General features: G+C 72.5%; 15 protein-coding genes and 1 other RNA gene. 4 read left to right on the forward strand and 12 right to left on the reverse strand.

Annotation, left to right across the window (positions count from 1 at the left end; all coding sequences use genetic code 11):
* Positions 1-264 precede the first annotated feature (264 nt).
* From ACFW1I_RS19090 to ACFW1I_RS19110, 5 genes are all read right to left on the reverse strand, one after another.
* On the reverse strand, positions 265-2,553 hold the full coding sequence (locus tag ACFW1I_RS19090) for a HelD family protein (RefSeq protein WP_384671191.1): 2,289 nt from the start codon (positions 2,551-2,553) through the stop codon (positions 265-267).
* 62 nt (positions 2,554-2,615) lie between these two features.
* The gene (locus tag ACFW1I_RS19095) at positions 2,616-3,146 is read right to left on the reverse strand and encodes a GNAT family N-acetyltransferase (RefSeq protein WP_384671193.1); all 531 of its coding nucleotides are present in this window, start codon (positions 3,144-3,146) and stop codon (positions 2,616-2,618) included.
* A 49-nt stretch (positions 3,147-3,195) separates the two neighbouring features.
* Complete coding sequence (locus ACFW1I_RS19100) at positions 3,196-4,332, reverse strand: uroporphyrinogen-III synthase (protein WP_384671195.1); 1,137 nt, start codon at positions 4,330-4,332, stop codon at positions 3,196-3,198.
* Positions 4,333-4,416: 84 nt separating this feature from the next.
* Positions 4,417-5,772: a nitrate/nitrite transporter gene (locus ACFW1I_RS19105; RefSeq protein WP_384671197.1), complete on the reverse strand. Its 1,356-nt coding sequence runs from the start codon at positions 5,770-5,772 to the stop codon at positions 4,417-4,419.
* 108 nt (positions 5,773-5,880) lie between these two features.
* On the reverse strand, positions 5,881-6,873 hold the full coding sequence (locus tag ACFW1I_RS19110; protein ID WP_384671199.1) for a LysR family transcriptional regulator: 993 nt from the start codon (positions 6,871-6,873) through the stop codon (positions 5,881-5,883).
* Between the two features lie 84 nt (positions 6,874-6,957).
* Between ACFW1I_RS19110 and ACFW1I_RS19115 the strand changes: the two genes are divergently transcribed.
* Positions 6,958-8,199, forward strand: coding sequence for an MFS transporter (locus tag ACFW1I_RS19115; protein ID WP_384671202.1), 1,242 nt, complete (start codon positions 6,958-6,960; stop codon positions 8,197-8,199).
* Positions 8,200-8,209: 10 nt separating this feature from the next.
* Here ACFW1I_RS19115 and ACFW1I_RS19120 read toward each other — a convergent pair whose 3' ends face one another.
* The gene (locus tag ACFW1I_RS19120) at positions 8,210-8,344 is read right to left on the reverse strand and encodes a hypothetical protein (protein ID WP_384671204.1); all 135 of its coding nucleotides are present in this window, start codon (positions 8,342-8,344) and stop codon (positions 8,210-8,212) included.
* A 294-nt stretch (positions 8,345-8,638) separates the two neighbouring features.
* Between ACFW1I_RS19120 and ACFW1I_RS19125 the strand changes: the two genes are divergently transcribed.
* Together ACFW1I_RS19125 and ACFW1I_RS19130 are read left to right on the forward strand one after the other, a co-directional pair.
* Complete coding sequence (locus ACFW1I_RS19125; protein ID WP_384671206.1) at positions 8,639-8,914, forward strand: type II toxin-antitoxin system Phd/YefM family antitoxin; 276 nt, start codon at positions 8,639-8,641, stop codon at positions 8,912-8,914.
* Positions 8,911-9,168, forward strand: a complete 258-nt coding sequence (locus ACFW1I_RS19130) for a Txe/YoeB family addiction module toxin (RefSeq protein ID WP_384671208.1) — start codon at positions 8,911-8,913, stop codon at positions 9,166-9,168. The genes ACFW1I_RS19125 and ACFW1I_RS19130 overlap by 4 nt, the downstream gene beginning before the upstream one ends.
* Positions 9,169-9,245: 77 nt before the next feature.
* Here the strand turns inward: ACFW1I_RS19130 and ssrA are convergent.
* The 5 genes from ssrA to ftsE all read right to left on the reverse strand — a co-directional run bounded on the left by ssrA (position 9,246) and on the right by ftsE (position 13,129).
* Positions 9,246-9,614: a transfer-messenger RNA gene (gene ssrA, locus ACFW1I_RS19135) on the reverse strand.
* A gap of 80 nt (positions 9,615-9,694) precedes the next feature.
* Positions 9,695-10,231 carry an SsrA-binding protein SmpB gene (gene smpB / locus ACFW1I_RS19140; RefSeq protein ID WP_051716858.1) on the reverse strand — a complete coding sequence of 179 codons (537 nt, stop codon included), beginning with the start codon at positions 10,229-10,231 and terminating at the stop codon, positions 9,695-9,697.
* A gap of 18 nt (positions 10,232-10,249) precedes the next feature.
* A complete protein-coding gene (locus ACFW1I_RS19145; RefSeq protein WP_384671211.1) occupies positions 10,250-11,422 on the reverse strand; it encodes a S41 family peptidase in 1,173 nt (390 codons plus the stop codon).
* A gap of 78 nt (positions 11,423-11,500) precedes the next feature.
* Complete coding sequence (gene ftsX / locus ACFW1I_RS19150; protein WP_384671214.1) at positions 11,501-12,418, reverse strand: permease-like cell division protein FtsX; 918 nt, start codon at positions 12,416-12,418, stop codon at positions 11,501-11,503.
* Positions 12,419-12,439: 21 nt separating this feature from the next.
* Positions 12,440-13,129, reverse strand: a complete 690-nt coding sequence (ftsE, locus tag ACFW1I_RS19155; RefSeq protein ID WP_031008389.1) for a cell division ATP-binding protein FtsE — start codon at positions 13,127-13,129, stop codon at positions 12,440-12,442.
* A 236-nt stretch (positions 13,130-13,365) separates the two neighbouring features.
* On the opposite strand from ftsE, the gene ACFW1I_RS19160 reads away from it, so the two are divergent.
* Complete coding sequence (locus ACFW1I_RS19160) at positions 13,366-13,548, forward strand: hypothetical protein (RefSeq protein WP_384671217.1); 183 nt, start codon at positions 13,366-13,368, stop codon at positions 13,546-13,548.
* 97 nt (positions 13,549-13,645) lie between these two features.
* Here the strand turns inward: ACFW1I_RS19160 and ACFW1I_RS19165 are convergent.
* A partial coding sequence (locus ACFW1I_RS19165; protein ID WP_384671219.1) for an LPXTG cell wall anchor domain-containing protein occupies positions 13,646-14,420 on the reverse strand: 775 nt, incomplete at its 5' end.

Genomic DNA, 14,420 nt, shown 5'->3' on the forward strand with positions numbered 1-14,420 from the left:
TTTTTTAAAAATATAACTATCATTTCCCAACAAACTATTGCTCTTGTGTTTTCTCACTCCCCACCTGTGCCTAAACTTCGTATGTACGTCTAAGTGACACCGACCCGCCATGCTCGCCTCGCGGCAAGTGGTCCCTCTGAGGGACGAAGGTTGGGCCCGGGGGCTTGGATCGAGCCGGTGTCACGACAAGGCTAACAAAGCCTCCGCGAAGGTGATTCCCCCGGCGCGTGTTGACCGGAAATCACCCTCGCAGGGCCCTCGTCCTCAGTCCCGCAGCAGGTCCGGGACCCCGGCCTCGTCCGGCAGGTCCCGCTCGCCGGCGAGCACGGTCAGCGCCTGCGTCGAACGGGTGAGGGCCACGTACAGGACCCGCAGGCCGGCCGGGGACTCGTCGGCGATCTCGGCCGGCGAGACGACGAGGGTGGCGTCGTACTCCAGGCCCTTCGCCTCCAGCGAGCCGAGCGCGACCACCCGGTCGCCCAGCCCGGCGAGCCAGCGGGCGGCCTCCGCACGCCGGTCCATGGCGACGACCACGCCGACCGTGCCCTCGACCTCGGCGAGCAGCCGCTCCGCCTCGGACCGCACGGTTCCGGCCAGATCGCCGCCCTTGCCGACGGCGACGAACCGGGGCTCGACGCCCGTCGAGCGGACCGCCTTCGGGGACTCCTTGCCGGGCATCGCCAGGGCGAGGACCTTGGCGGCCAGCTCCGCGATCTCCGCCGGGTTGCGGTAGTTCACGGTCAGCTCGAAGCGGCGGCGCGGCCGGGAGCCCAGTGCCTCGTCGCGGGCGGCGGCGGCCTCGTCCGGGTCGGACCAGGAGGACTGCGCCGGGTCCCCGACGATCGTCCAGGTGGCGTGTCGGCCGCGGCGGCCGACCATCCGCCACTGCATGGGCGTCAGGTCCTGCGCCTCGTCGACGATCACGTGGGCGTACTCGGTGCGCTCGGCGGCGAGCCGCTCGGCCCGCTCGCGCTGGGTCTCCTCCCGTACCGGCATCAGCTCCTCCAGGCCGGTGAGCTGGTCCAGCGGGTCGTACTCCCGCTTCCGCTTCGGCCGGGCCGGGGCGCCGAGCAGGGTGTGCAGCTCGTCCAGCAGGGCGACGTCGTGGACCGAGAGGCCCGGCCGGCGCAGCGAGCGGGCGATCCGGCGGACCTCGCCCGGGTTGAGGACCCGGCGGGCCCAGCGGCCGAGCCGCTTCTCGTCGGCCATGGCGTCGAGGACCTTGCGCGGGGCCAGCTCGGGCCACCAGGCGTCGAGGAAGCCGAGGAAGGCGTCCTCGGTGGAGACGTCCTCGTCGAAGGAGGAGCGCAGCTCGGCGGCGAGCTCGGGGTCGCTGTGCCGGCCGGCGGCGCCCGACCTGGCGTAGAGGGCGTCGAGGAGGAGGCGGCGGGCGCGGGGGCGGAGCAGGTTGACGGGGGCGGTGCCGGAGAGCACGTTCTGCCGGATCCGCCGCAGCTCGCCCTCCTCCAGTTCGAGGCGGCGCCCGAAGGCGACGACCCGGAGCAGCTTCGGCGTGTCGGGGCCCTCCAGGGCGCCCCGGGCGGCCTTGCGGAGCACGGCGAGCATCCGGGAGGAACCCTTGACCCGGGAGACGGCGGGCTCGTCGTAGGTGTCGGCCACGCCCCCGGCGGCGTCCTCGGCGAGGTCGCCGAGCGCCCGGATGGCGACCTGCCCCTCCTCGCCGAGGGAGGGCAGCACGCCCTCGGTGTACGAGACGAGCAGCGGGGTCGGCGAGACGATCAGGATGCCGCCGGAGTACCGCCTGCGGTCCTGGTAGAGCAGGTACGCGGCCCGGTGCAGCGCCACGGCGGTCTTCCCGGTGCCCGGCCCGCCCTCGACGTAGGTGACGGAGGCGGCGGGGGCGCGGATGACGAGGTCCTGCTCGGCCTGGATGGACGAGACGATGTCCCGCATGGTGTGCGAGCGGGCCTGCCCGAGGGCGGCCATCAGGGCGCCGTCGCCGATGACGGGCAGCTCGGCGCCGCCGAGGCTGGCCTTCAGCTCGGGGCGCATGAGGTCGTCCTCGACGCCGAGGACCCGGCGGCCCTTCGAGCGGATGACCCGGCGGCGGACGACCCGGCCCGGCTCGACGGGCGTGGACCGGTAGAAGGGCGCGGCGGCGGGCGCGCGCCAGTCGATGACGAGCGGGGAGTAGTCGGCGTCCAGGACGCCGATGCGGCCGATGTGCAGGGTCTCGCCGATGTCGGCGGTGTTGTCGGGCCGGATGGCGTCGTCGGCGGGCTCGACGGAGGTGTAGGCGCCGTCGGGGCCCTTGACCCCGTCCTTCCCCTCCAGCAGGTCGATCCGGCCGAACAGGAAGTCCTCGAACTCGTTGTTGAGCCGGTTCAGGTGGACCCCGGCGCGGAAGACCTGGGCGTCGCGCTCGGCGAGGGCGCCGGGCGTGCCGACGTGCCCCTTCTGCGCGGCGTCGTTCATCAGGAACTCCGCCTCGTGGATCTTCTCCTCCAGGCGGCGGTAGACCTGGTCCAGATGTTCCTGCTCGACGCCGATCTCACGGTCTCTGACCGTGTCGACGGCTTCCTGCGCGGCCACTAAGGCCCCCTTCTGACGTGCACTGGGCAGCCGTCAAAGGTACGCCACCGGTGGCCGCCGTGTCAGGCGAGGGGCGGGGGCTGATCGTGCAGAATCCGCTGGAAGAGGTGGTGGTCGCGCCACGCGCCGGCGATGTGCAGGTACCGGGGCGCGGTTCCGATCCGCTCGAAGCCGGCCTTGGCGAGGACGCGCTGCGAGGCGTGGTTGTCGAGCAGGGTCGACGCCTCGATCCGGTGCAGCCCGAGCTCGTCCCGCGAGGCGCGCAGCACCTCGGCGACGAGGAGGGAGGCGATGCCGCGCCCGACGCGCTCCCCGTCCACCCAGTAGCCCAGCGACGCGCTCCGGAACGGCCCCAGCACGATGCCGGAGAGGATCGCGGCCCCGACGATCCGCTCCTCCTGCCCGCGGCCCTCCACGGCGAACCAGCGCCGCCCGCCGTCGGCCAGCCGCTCGGCCTGCCCCTCGGCGGTGTAGTACCGCTCGGCCCGGTACGGCTCGGTGGCCTTCATGTGCCCCCGGTTGCGCTCCAGCGCTTCCGCCAGCCCCCGGGCGTCCCCGGCCCGGGCCTCCCTGATCCCCACCCCGACATCCATGCCCGCACGCTACCCGCCCCGGCGCCGCCGTGGGCGGGCGCGAGGGGCGTCACGGCGAGGCGGGGTCCTCGGCCAGGGGGTCCAGGGAGAGGCGGTAGCCGCGTTTGACCACCGTCTGGATGAGCTTGGGGGTGCCCAGGGACGCGCGCAGGCGGGCCATCGCCGTCTCCACCGCGTGCTCGTCCCGCCCCGACCCCGGCAGCGCCCGCAGCAGGTCCGCGCGGGAGACGACCCAGCCCGGCCGGCGGGCCAGGAGGCCGAGGAGGGCCATGCCGGCCGGCGGCACGGGCCGGAGGGCCCCGTCGACGAGGACCGCGTGTCCCCGGATCTCGACGCGGTGCCCGGCGACGGGCAGCACCCGCGCCCGCGCGGGCAGTTCGGTGCAGAGGAGCTGCACGAGCGGCCCGAGCCGGAACCGTTCGGGCTGGTACGTGGGGATGGCCTCGGCCTGGAGCGGCAGCGCCGTCACCGGCCCCACGCACACGGCGAGCACCTGGTGCCGCAGCGCCTCGACGACCCCGTCCCGTACGCCCCGCTCGGCGGACCGGGCGAGGAGCGACGCCGCGGCGGGCGCGCTGGTGAAGGAGACCGCGTCGACGGAGCGGGCGAGCACCGCGTCGATCAGCCGGTCGAGCGGTCCGAGGTCCTCGGGCGGCATCCACCGGTAGACGGGGACGCCGAGGACGCTCGCCCCGGCGGCGGTGAGCGCCTCGACGAAGCCGGGGAGGGGTTCGCCGTGGAGCTGGAGGGCGATCCGCCGCCCGGCGACGCCTTCGGCGAGGAGCCGGTCGAGGACCTCGGCCATCGACTCGGACGAGGGCGACCAGGACTCGGTGAGCCCGGCGGCCCGCACCGCGCCCTTGACCTTGGGCCCGCGGGCGAGGAGTTCGACCCCGCGCAGCGCGTCGAGGAGTTCGGTGCCGTGTCCCCATCCCTCCGCCGCCTCGACCCAGCCGCGGAAGCCGATCGCGGTGGTGGCGACGACGACGTCCGGCGTGTCGCCGATGATCTCCTTGGTGGCGGCGAGGAGTTCGGCGTCGTCGGCGAGCGGGACGATCCGCAGCGCGGGACCGTGCACGACGGCCGCACCGCGCCGGCGCAGCAGGGCGATGAGTTCGTCCGCGCGCCGGGCCGCGGTGACGCCGACGGTGAAGCCGGCCAGGGGTCCGTGTTCGTGCTGGTCCATGGTCATCGAGAGTGGCGGGGACGCGTGACGGTCGGGGTTCACGCGTATTTCCTGCCCGTTACGGTACGCGTCCGGCACCCCGGCTCACACCTTCGCGTATCCGGGCCGGTTCTCCGGCTCCTCGGCGGCCTCGGCGGTGTCGGGGACGACGGGCGGGCGCCGAAGGTATACCGCCCAGGTGACGGCCATGCAGGCTCCGTAGAAGGCGAGGAAGGCGACGAAGGCCCCGGTGCCGGTGCCGACGGTCTGGAAGGACTGCCGGAAGGCGAGGTTGATGCCGAGGCCGCCGAGGGCGCCGACGGCCCCGATGAGGCCCATGGAGGCGCCGGAGAGCCGCCGCCCGTACGCCTCGGCGGTGTCGCCGCTCAGGCCCTTGCGGTGGCCCTGGGCGAGGAAGATCGCCGGGATCATCTTGTAGGTGGAGCCGTTGCCGAGGCCGCTGAGGACGAAGAGGGCGATGAAGCCGGCGAGGAAGACGGCGAGGGACTCGGCCAGCGAGGCGTAGACGACCACTCCGGTGGCGACGGCCATGGCGGCGAAGGTGCCGAGGGTGATGCGGGCGCCGCCGTGCTTGTCGGCGAGGGAGCCGCCGAGGGGGCGGATGAGGGAGCCGAGCAGGGGGCCGATGAAGGTGAGCGAGGCGGCCTGGAGCGGGGTGCGGCCGAACTGGGTCTGGAGGACGAGGCCGAAGGCGAAGCTGTAGCCGATGAAGGAGCCGAAGGTCCCGACGTACAGGAAGGCCATGATCCAGGTGTGGCGGGCGCCGAGGGCCTCGCGGACGGCTCCGGTGTCGTTCTTCACGGGCGTGAGGTTGTCCATGAAGAGGGCGGAGCAGACGGTGGCGACGACGATCAGCGGCAGGTAGACGCCGAGGACGATCCGGGGGTGCAGGGCGCCGGCGGTGCCGATGACGAGGAGGCCGACGAGCTGGACGACGGGGACGCCGATGTTGCCGCCGCCGGCGTTGAGGCCGAGCGCCCAGCCCTTCTTCCGGAGCGGGAAGAAGGCGTTGATGTTGGTCATGGAGGAGGCGAAGTTGCCGCCGCCGACGCCGGTGAGGGCGGCGACGAGGACGAAGGTGGAATAGGAAGTGCCGGGTTCCATCACGGCGTAGGCGAAGCCGGTCGGCAGCAGGAGCAGCAGGGCGCTGAAGATCGTCCAGTTGCGGCCGCCGAAGCGGGCGACGGCGAAGGTGTACGGGATGCGGATCAGCGCGCCGACGAAGGTCGCGGTGGCGATGAGGAAGAACTTCCCGGCGGCGTCGATGCCGTACTGCGGCCCCATGAACAGGACCATCACGGACCAGAGGCTCCAGACGGAGAAGCCGATGTGCTCGGAGAGGACGGAGAAGGCGAGGTTCCGCTTCGCGATCCGCTCGCCCTTCTCCCGCCAGAAGGTCTCGTCCTCCGGCTCCCAGACATCGATCCAGCGCCCGCCCATCTCGCACCTCCACGGTGTCGGATCCGGTCCCGGATCCTGGTGCCCCCGACGCTAGGAGGGCGGCGTTTCAGGGCCGTGCCGCGAGGTGACGTCGGCGGAACCTTGCTCTCACCCGGGTCCCGCGGCCCCTGTGAGTGGCGCGTCCGGCAGCCCCGGTTCGCCCTCCGGGAGCCAGGCGCCGGGCGGGCGTTCCAGCCAGCCCTCCCGGGCGCCCAGTTCGGCGGCGGCGGCGCGGAGCGCGTCGAGGGCCGGGTGGCGCAGGCCCTTGCGCCAGACCAGGCTGACGGGCGAGAGGGGGACGGGGTCGACGAGGGGCCGCAGGACGCAGCCGGGCAGGGGCGGGAAGCCGGTGCCGGCGAGGACCGGGCGCCGGTGCTTGGCCATGATCCGCTGGAACTCCTCCTTGCCGACGGCGAGCGGCGCGGGCGGCGCGAGGTGGATACCGCGGCCGGCGAAGAGCCGGGTGGCGAGGTCGGTCCACTCGGGGGTGCGGTCGTTCCCGGCGCCGGCGTAGAGGTGTTCGCCGGCGAGCCGGGCGAGCGGCACCTCGGGCAGGGCGGCCAGTTCGTGGTCCTCGGGCAGCAGCACCGCCATCGGCTCGTACCGCACGAGGCGGGCGTCGAGCCGGGCCCGCAGCGCGGGTGCGAGCCCGCCGTACCGTCCGAAGGAGGCGTCGAGCCGGCCGGCCAGGATCTCGCGCGCGGCGCCGGTGAGCCCGGACTCGAAGCGGGCCATCAGCTCGTGCTCGGGGGCGAGTTCGCGGGCGCGGCGCAGGATCCGGTCCTGGACGAGGCCGGGCGTGTTGAGGTCGACGAGGAGGGGCCGGGTCTCGGCCCGGAAGGCGTCGCGGAGCGCGTCGTGGGCGTCGAGGACCCGGCGGGCGTACGGGAGGAGCCGTTCGCCGTCCGGGGTGAGGGCGACCTGCCGGGTGGTGCGCACGAAGAGCGGGGCGCCCACCTCGCGCTCCAGGCGCCGGATGTCCCGGCTGAGCGCCTGCTGGGCGACGAAGAGCCGGCCGGCGGCGCGGGTGAAGTGCAGCTCCTCGGCGACGGCGGTGAAGGCGCGGAGCAGCCGGGGTTCGATGTCGTACGGAGTGGCCACCCGCCGCATTCAACAACACAGGTGCGTGAATCGCGACCGTACAGGTGTTGGACGGTCCGGCCCCTCCGGCCGGAGCCTTGCCGCATGCCCCAGCAGCACCTCGTCCCCACCCCCGCGGGCCCCGGCCTGGCCCCCCGCTACCGCGAGCGCCCCGCCGCGCTCCCCCGCAACCCGTACCTGCGGCTCTTCGCCCTCCCCGGCACGCGCGCGTTCACCGCCGGCAACCTGATCGCCCGGCTGCCCTCGGGGATGTTCGGCATCAGCGCGGTGCTCATGATCTCGGCGGCGTACGACTCCTACGCGCTGGCCGGCGCGGTCAGCGCCACCGGCCTGGTGGCGGGCGCGCTGACGGCGCCCTGGGTCGCCCGGCTGGTCGACCGGCACGGGCAGGCCCGGGTCGCCGTCCCGGCCGCGCTCCTGGCCGTCCTGGGGCAGCTGGCGCTGCTGCTGTGCGTCCGGGGGCACGCGCCCGCGTGGGCGCTGTTCTGCGCGATCGCGCTGACGGCGACCGCCCCGAACACGGGCGGCATGTCCCGGGCCCGCTGGGCGCACCTGCTGCGCGGCGACGCGGCCGCGCTGCACACCGCGAACTCCTTCGAGCAGGCCGCCGACGAGCTGTGCTTCATGCTGGGTCCGGTGCTGGCGGCGGCGGCCTGCTCGGCGTTCTTCCCGGAGGCGGGCACGCTGCTGGCGGCCGTCCTCCTGCTGGCCGGCGTCCTGCTCTTCGCGGCCCAGCGCGCGACCGAGCCGCCGGTCGCCCCGCGCACCGCGGCGGGCTCGCCGCTGCGCGCGCCGGGGATGCCTCCGCTCCTTGCGGTCTTCGTCGCCACGGGGGCGGTCTTCGGTTCGATGGAGGTGACCGCCCTGGCGTACGTGGACGGCCCGCTCGCCGGCCCGGTCCTGGCGCTCCAGGCGGCGGGCTCCTGCACGGCCGGTCTGCTCTACGGCCGGGTCCGCCGGGGCGCGGGGCTGCGCGGCTGCCTGGCGGCGATGACGGTGCTGATGGCGGCGCCGCTGCTCATGGCGGGGACGGGTTCCCTGCTCGCCCTGGCCGCCGGTCTGCTGGTGGCGGGCATGGCGACGGCCCCGACGATGGTGACGGGCATGGGCCTGGTCCAGCGGCTCGTCCCGTCCTCCCAGCTGAACGAGGGCATGACGCTGGCCGTGACCGCGCTCCTGGCGGGCATCGCGGCGGGCTCGGCCACGGCGGGCTGGACCGCCGACCACGCCCCGGACCCGGTCGTCGGCTTCGTCCTGCCGGTGGCGTCGGCGGCGCTGGCACTGGCGCTGTGCGCGGCGACCGGCGTCGGCCGCCGCGCACGCTGAGTTCGTTCTCTCAGCTCTGCCGGAGCGGCGGCATCGGCACCTGCACGCCGTAGGCGGTGGCCCCGGCGCCGATCCCGCCCTCGCAGCCGTCGGGTTCCTGGGTGCCGAGGCCGCGGGTGGACGGCTTCTCGGCGGCCCAGAACATGTAGCCGAGCAGCCCGGCGGTGGTGTGCCCACCCGGGGGACGACCCCCGGACCCCCAGCGGACACCCTCAGCGTGCCGGCGTCGCCTTCGGGCTCGGGCGTCAGCCTGACCCGGGGCCGACACGGACCTCGGCGGGGGCGCGTCGGTGCGGAGCCGGTCGGCGGCCGCCTTGCGGTCGATGTCGATCAGCCGACGGTCACCTGCGCCGGTTTCACACGACAGAGCCCTCCAGTCGTACGACTTTTCCGTACCAGTGTCGTACCATGAACAGGTACGAGATGGAGAGGGATCCTCATGTCCATAAGCGCCAGCGAGGCCCGCGCGAGCCTCTTCCCGCTCATCGAGCGGGTCAACACCGACCACGCCCCGGTGCGCATCACCTCGCGCAACGGCGACGCCGTCCTCATGTCCGCCGACGACTACGACTCCTGGCAGGAGACCGTCTACCTGCTGCGCTCGCCCGCCAACGCCCAGCGGCTGATGGAGGCCGTCGCACGCGACAGGGAAGGCGCGCACACCGTCGCCAAGACGATGGACGAGCTGAGGGAGTTGGCCGGGGGCGAGGAGTGAGGAGCGTCCACTTCGACCCCGCCGCCTGGGAGGACTTCCTGTTCTGGCTGTCCGCCGACCGGAAGATGGCCCGCCGGATCACGCGCCTGATCGGCGAGATCCAGCGTGACCCGTTCACCGGGATCGGCAAGCCCGAGCCGCTGAAAGGCGATCTGTCGGGTTACTGGTCCCGGCGTATCGACGACGAGCACCGCCTCGTGTACCGGGCGGACGAGAAGGAAGTGAAGATCCTCAAGGCCCGGTACCACTACTGACCGTACGACCCCTCAGGGGGAACGACAGAGGCCCGGCGGCCGCTCGCGCGGTCACCGGGCCTCTGCCCACATGGGATGAGTGGAGATGGCGGGAATCGAACCCGCGTCCAACGGTGCGGAACCAGGGCTTCTCCGTGTGCAGTCTGGTACGAGTTTCTCAGCCCTCCGGATCACCCAGACAAGTCCGGAACGGGCTCAGTCACTGTTTGATTTCCCTCTTCACCCCGTGACCGGGATCAAGGTTTAGTCCCCTTCATGATGCCAGGATCCGGGTCGGGAACAGCCCCGGGCTGACACTTCGCAAGTCGCTACTTAGGCAGCGAGGGCGAAGGAATCGCGCTTGGTGTTGGCGATTATTGGTTTCGGCGCGTGGTTTACGAGATCATTGCCGCTTCCTCGACACGCTTCCCCTGCTTCGACATCCGCTGTCGAAACCGATCATCCCCATGTTGTTTTTTCAAAACGCGCACCCTCTGTGAGGTGCGTTGCCCATGGTACGTGAACCGTGGGCGCGGTTGCCAGCGGATTAACGCTCCTGTGCGCGCTGGCGCCGCTTGGCCGCCGCGATCGCCCGCGCGGTCTCGCGCGTGTCCTGCTTCTCCCGGAGCGTCTGCCGCTTGTCGTACTCCTTCTTGCCCTTGGCGAGCGCGATCTCGCACTTCACCCGGCCGCCCAGGAAGTACAGCGCGAGGGGCACGATCGTGTGACCGGTCTCCGACGCCTTCTGCTCCAGCTTGTCGATCTCCGCCCGGTGCAGCAGCAGCTTCCGCTTCCGCTTCGCCGAGTGGTTGGTCCAGCTGCCCTGCATGTACTCGGGCACGTGGATGTTGTACAGCCACGCCTCGTGGCCCTCGATCTGGACGAAGCCGTCCACCAGCGAGGCCCGCCCCATCCGGAGCGACTTCACCTCCGTGCCCATGAGCGCCACGCCCGCCTCGTACGTGTCGAGGATGAGGTAGTCGTGGCGCGCCTTCTTGTTCTGCGCGATGAGCTTGCGCTCCGGCCCCTTGTCCTGGGCCTTCTTGGCAGGCTTGCCCTGCACGTTGACGAGTCCCTTAGCCATAGTGCGGTCATTTTCGCACTACGAGCCCCCTCCGAGGCCACTCAATACCGTGCGGGCCCGCTCCTCCGCCCCGTCCTGGGCCGGTACGTCGGGGGCGATGCCCCGCCCGTCCACGTCGTGACCGGCCGGGGTGCGGTAGTGGCCCACGGTGAGCTCGGCGACCGAGCCGTCGGGCAGGGTGCTCGGCATCTGCACGGAACCCTTGCCGAAGGTCTTGGAGCCGACGGTGACCGCCCGGCCCCGGTCCTGGAGCGCGCCGGTGAGCAGCTCGGCCGCGCTCATGGTGCCGCCGTCGACCAGCGCGACCAGCGGCCGACCGGTGTCGCCGCCCCGCTCCGCGTACACGGACCGCTGCTCGCCCTCGACGTCGTACGTGGCGACCAGGCCGCCGTCGAGGAAGGCGGAGGCGGCGACGGCGGCCTCGTCGACCAGCCCGCCGGCGTTGCCGCGCAGGTCCAGCAGGACGCCCGCACCGGGCGGGGCGGTGCGGACCGCGTCCCGGACCCGGTCGCCGGCGCCCTTGGAGAAGGCGGCGACCCGGATGACGACGGTCCGCGCGTCGGGGCGGCTGACGGTGACGGGGTCGGTCGCGAGCCGCTCCCGGCGCAGGGTCTGGGTCCAGGTCATCCCGGCCCGGCGGATCCGCAGGGCCACCGTGGAGCCGGGCACGCCGTCGCCGCGCAGCAGGGAGACGACCTCGGAGACGGAGAGGCCGGCGGTCTCCCGCCCGGCGACGGCGAGCAGCAGGTCGCCGGGCCGCACCCCGGCCCGCTCGGCGGGCCCGCCCTTCCGCACCCGGGCGACCTCGACGCCGCCCTCCGGGGACGTACGGGCCGCGGAGAGGCCGACGCCGGTGTAGGCGCCGTCGAGGGACCGCTCGAACTCGGCGTACTCCCGCTGGTCGTAGACCGCGCCCCAGCGGTCGCCGCTGCGGCTGACGAACTCCTCGGCGGCCTGCTTGCCGGACTTGCCGTCGGCGGCGGCCTCGGCGGCGGCGCGGTGGAGGGCCGCCCGGTCGAAGACGGCACGGTCCCCGGCGCCGGTGCCGGGCTCCCGCCCGGCCTCGTCCTCCCGGGGCAGCACGCCGGTCGCGGCGGCGGTGGCGAGGACTCCGGCGAAGACCAGCGTGAGAACGGCCCCGCGGACGACACCGCGGGGCCGGAGACAGAGGGGCGCGGGGCCGGCCGGCATGGCGCCCACTCTAGGACAAGGCGGCGGCGCCACCGAGGCTTTGGCCTCAGGACGCCATCCCCCATCGGGGGTCTCTTCTCACACCTTCAGGTACTTGCGCAGCGCGATGAACGCGGCCACGGACGGCATCAGCAGGCCGATGACGATCACCAGCGGCAGCTGGGCGAGGACCACGTCCCAGCCGATGAAGTTCACCAGCGGCATCTGCTCGGCCAGGTTGAGGCCGTGGTCGACGAGGAAGTACCGGCCGGCGACCAGCAGCACACAGGCGAAGGCGCCGCCGATCAGGCCGGAGAACGCGGCCTCCATGATGAACGGCATCTGGATGTAGAAGCTGGAGGCGCCGACCAGCCGCATGATGCCGGTCTCGCGGCGGCGGCTGAAGGCCGAGACGCGGACCGTGTTGATGATCAGCATCAGGGCGATCACCAGCATCAGGAGCATGAGCGCGACGGCCGCGTAGTTGACGCTGCGCATCATGTTGAACAGCGTCTCCAGGATGGAGCGCTGGTCCTGGACGGACTCGATGCCGTCCCGGCCGGCGAAGGCGGTGGCGACCACCTTGTACTTCTCCGGGTCCTTCAGCTTGACCCGGATCGACTCCTGCATCTGGTCCGGGGTGATGACGGAGGCGATGGCGGTGTCGCCGTACTGCTCCTTGTAGTGCTTGAAGGCTTCCTCGGCGGTCTCGTGGATGACGTTCTCCACGATGTCCATCTTCTTGAGGTCGGCCGTGATCTGCTCGCGCTGCTGCTTGGTGACGGCGCCCTTGGCGCACTTGGGCGAGGAGCCGGCGTCCGTCTTGTTGCAGAGGAAGATGGACACGTTGACCTTGTCGTACCAGTAGTCCTTCATCGTGGAGACCTGCTCGCGCATGAGCAGGGCACCGCCGAAGAGGGCCAGCGACAGGGCCACGGAGACGATCACCGCGAAGGTCATCGTCAGGTTGCGCCGGAGACCGACGCCGATCTCGGAGAGCACGAACTGAGCGCGCATGGTGTTCTGGTTCCCCCGCCGTCAGTGCTGGTAGCCGTAGACGCCGCGCGCCTGGTCGCGGACGAGACGGCCCTTCTCCAGCTCGATGACGCGCTTGCGCATCTGGTCGACGATGTTCTGGTCGTGGGTCGCCATGACGACGGTGGTCCCTGTCCTGTTGATGCGGTCGAGCAGCTTCATGATGCCGACGGAGGTCTGCGGGTCGAGGTTGCCGGTCGGCTCGTCGGCGATCAGCAGCATCGGGCGGTTGACGAACGCGCGGGCGATGGCGACGCGCTGCTGCTCACCACCGGACAGCTCGCCCGGCATGCGGTCCTCCTTGCCGCCCAGGCCGACCAGGTCGAGCACCTGGGGCACGGCCTTGCGGATCTCGCCGCGCGGCTTGCCGATGACCTCCTGCGCGAAGGCCACGTTCTGCGCGACGGTCTTGTTCGGCAGCAGGCGGAAGTCCTGGAAGACGGTGCCGAGCTGGCGCCGCATGTGCGGCACCTTCCAGTTGGACAGGCGGGCGAGGTCCTTGCCGAGCACGTGCACCTGCCCGGTGCTGGCGCGCTCCTCCCGCAGGATCAGCCGGAGGAAGGTCGACTTTCCGGAGCCGGACGAACCGACGAGGAAGACGAACTCCCCCTTCTCGATCTCCAGGGAGACTTCCCGGAGCGCGGGGCGGTTCTGCTTCGGATAGGACTTGGAGACGTTGTCGAATCGGATCACGGATGCACCACGGTCGGCCGGGAGTAGGTGTGCGTGACCTTACGCGAACCGGGAAGCCCCGCGCAGTCGCGCTCCTGGCTTGCGCGCTTTATCCTTTTTGGCCGTCCGGGGCGGGCCGGGGCGTTTGCGGCCGGGGCGCGCCGGAACCTCACGGAGCTGGCACAGTGGTAGGGGGAACGTCCGGATCGTGCCGGACGTTGTCCCGGTGTGAGCCCCGTGCGGGAGGAGGAGAGCGTATGACCTACGACCGACTGGTGTGCGCCAACTGCGCGGCCCCGGTCGCCGAGGGTCGCTGCCCCGTCTGCCGGGCCAACCGCGAGCGCCTGGCACCGCAGGGACTGTCCCCCGCGATGGTCCTGACGCTGGTGATCGCCCTGCTGGCGACGCTGGCCCTGCTGGCGGCCGTCCGCACGGTGTAGGCCCGGAGGGCCTGCGACCCGTACACGAGCCGGAACGACGAAAGGGCCGGGGAGGACGAAGCCTCCCCGGCCCTTTCGCGTACCGCTACGGCGTCACTCAGGCGGCAGCGCCGCGCCCGCCCGCGACCAGGCGCGGCAGGAAGCGGAAGCCGATGCCACCGGCGATCATGGTGGCGGCGCCGATGATCAGGAACGAGGTCTCGGCCGCACCGGTCTCGGCGAGCTCCTCCTTGGCCTCACCCTGCTGCACCGGCTGCGAGCCGGCCTGCTGGGTGTCGGTGTTGTTGTTCGAGCCGGTCGAACCGGTGGAGCCGGTCGAGCCGTCCGCGACGCACTCGACGCCGTCGAGCTCGACGGTGCAGGTGCCGGAGCCGCCGTCGGTGGAGGTGCCACCGTCGGTCGACGAACCACCGGTGGTGGAGGAACCGCCGTCGGTGGAGGAACCGCCGGTGGTGGAGGAACCGCCGTCGGTGGAGGAACCACCGGAGGTGGAAGAGCCGCCGCTGGTGGAAGAGCCACCGGTGCTGGAGGAGCCACCGTTGCCGTTGCCACCGTTGCCGTTGCCACCGTTGCCGGCGTCGGCACCGCCGTCAGCGGCACCACCGTCAGCCGCGCCACCGTCGGCCGCGCCACCGTCGGCCGCGCCACCGTCAGCGGCACCGCCGTCAGCGGCACCACCGTCGGCCGCACCGCCATCAGCGGCACCACCGTCAGCCGCACCACCATCGGCCGCACCACCGTCAGCCGCACCGCCGTCAGCGGCGCCACCGTCGGCCGCACCGCCGTCGGCGGCGCCACCGTCGGCCGCTCCACCATCGGCCGCTCGACCATCTGCCGCTCGCGCTTCAGCCGCAGGGCCATCGGAGGCTCGA

It is taken from the genome of Streptomyces sp. NPDC058955 (assembly GCF_042741435.1).
GTDB lineage: Bacteria > Actinomycetota > Actinomycetes > Streptomycetales > Streptomycetaceae > Streptomyces.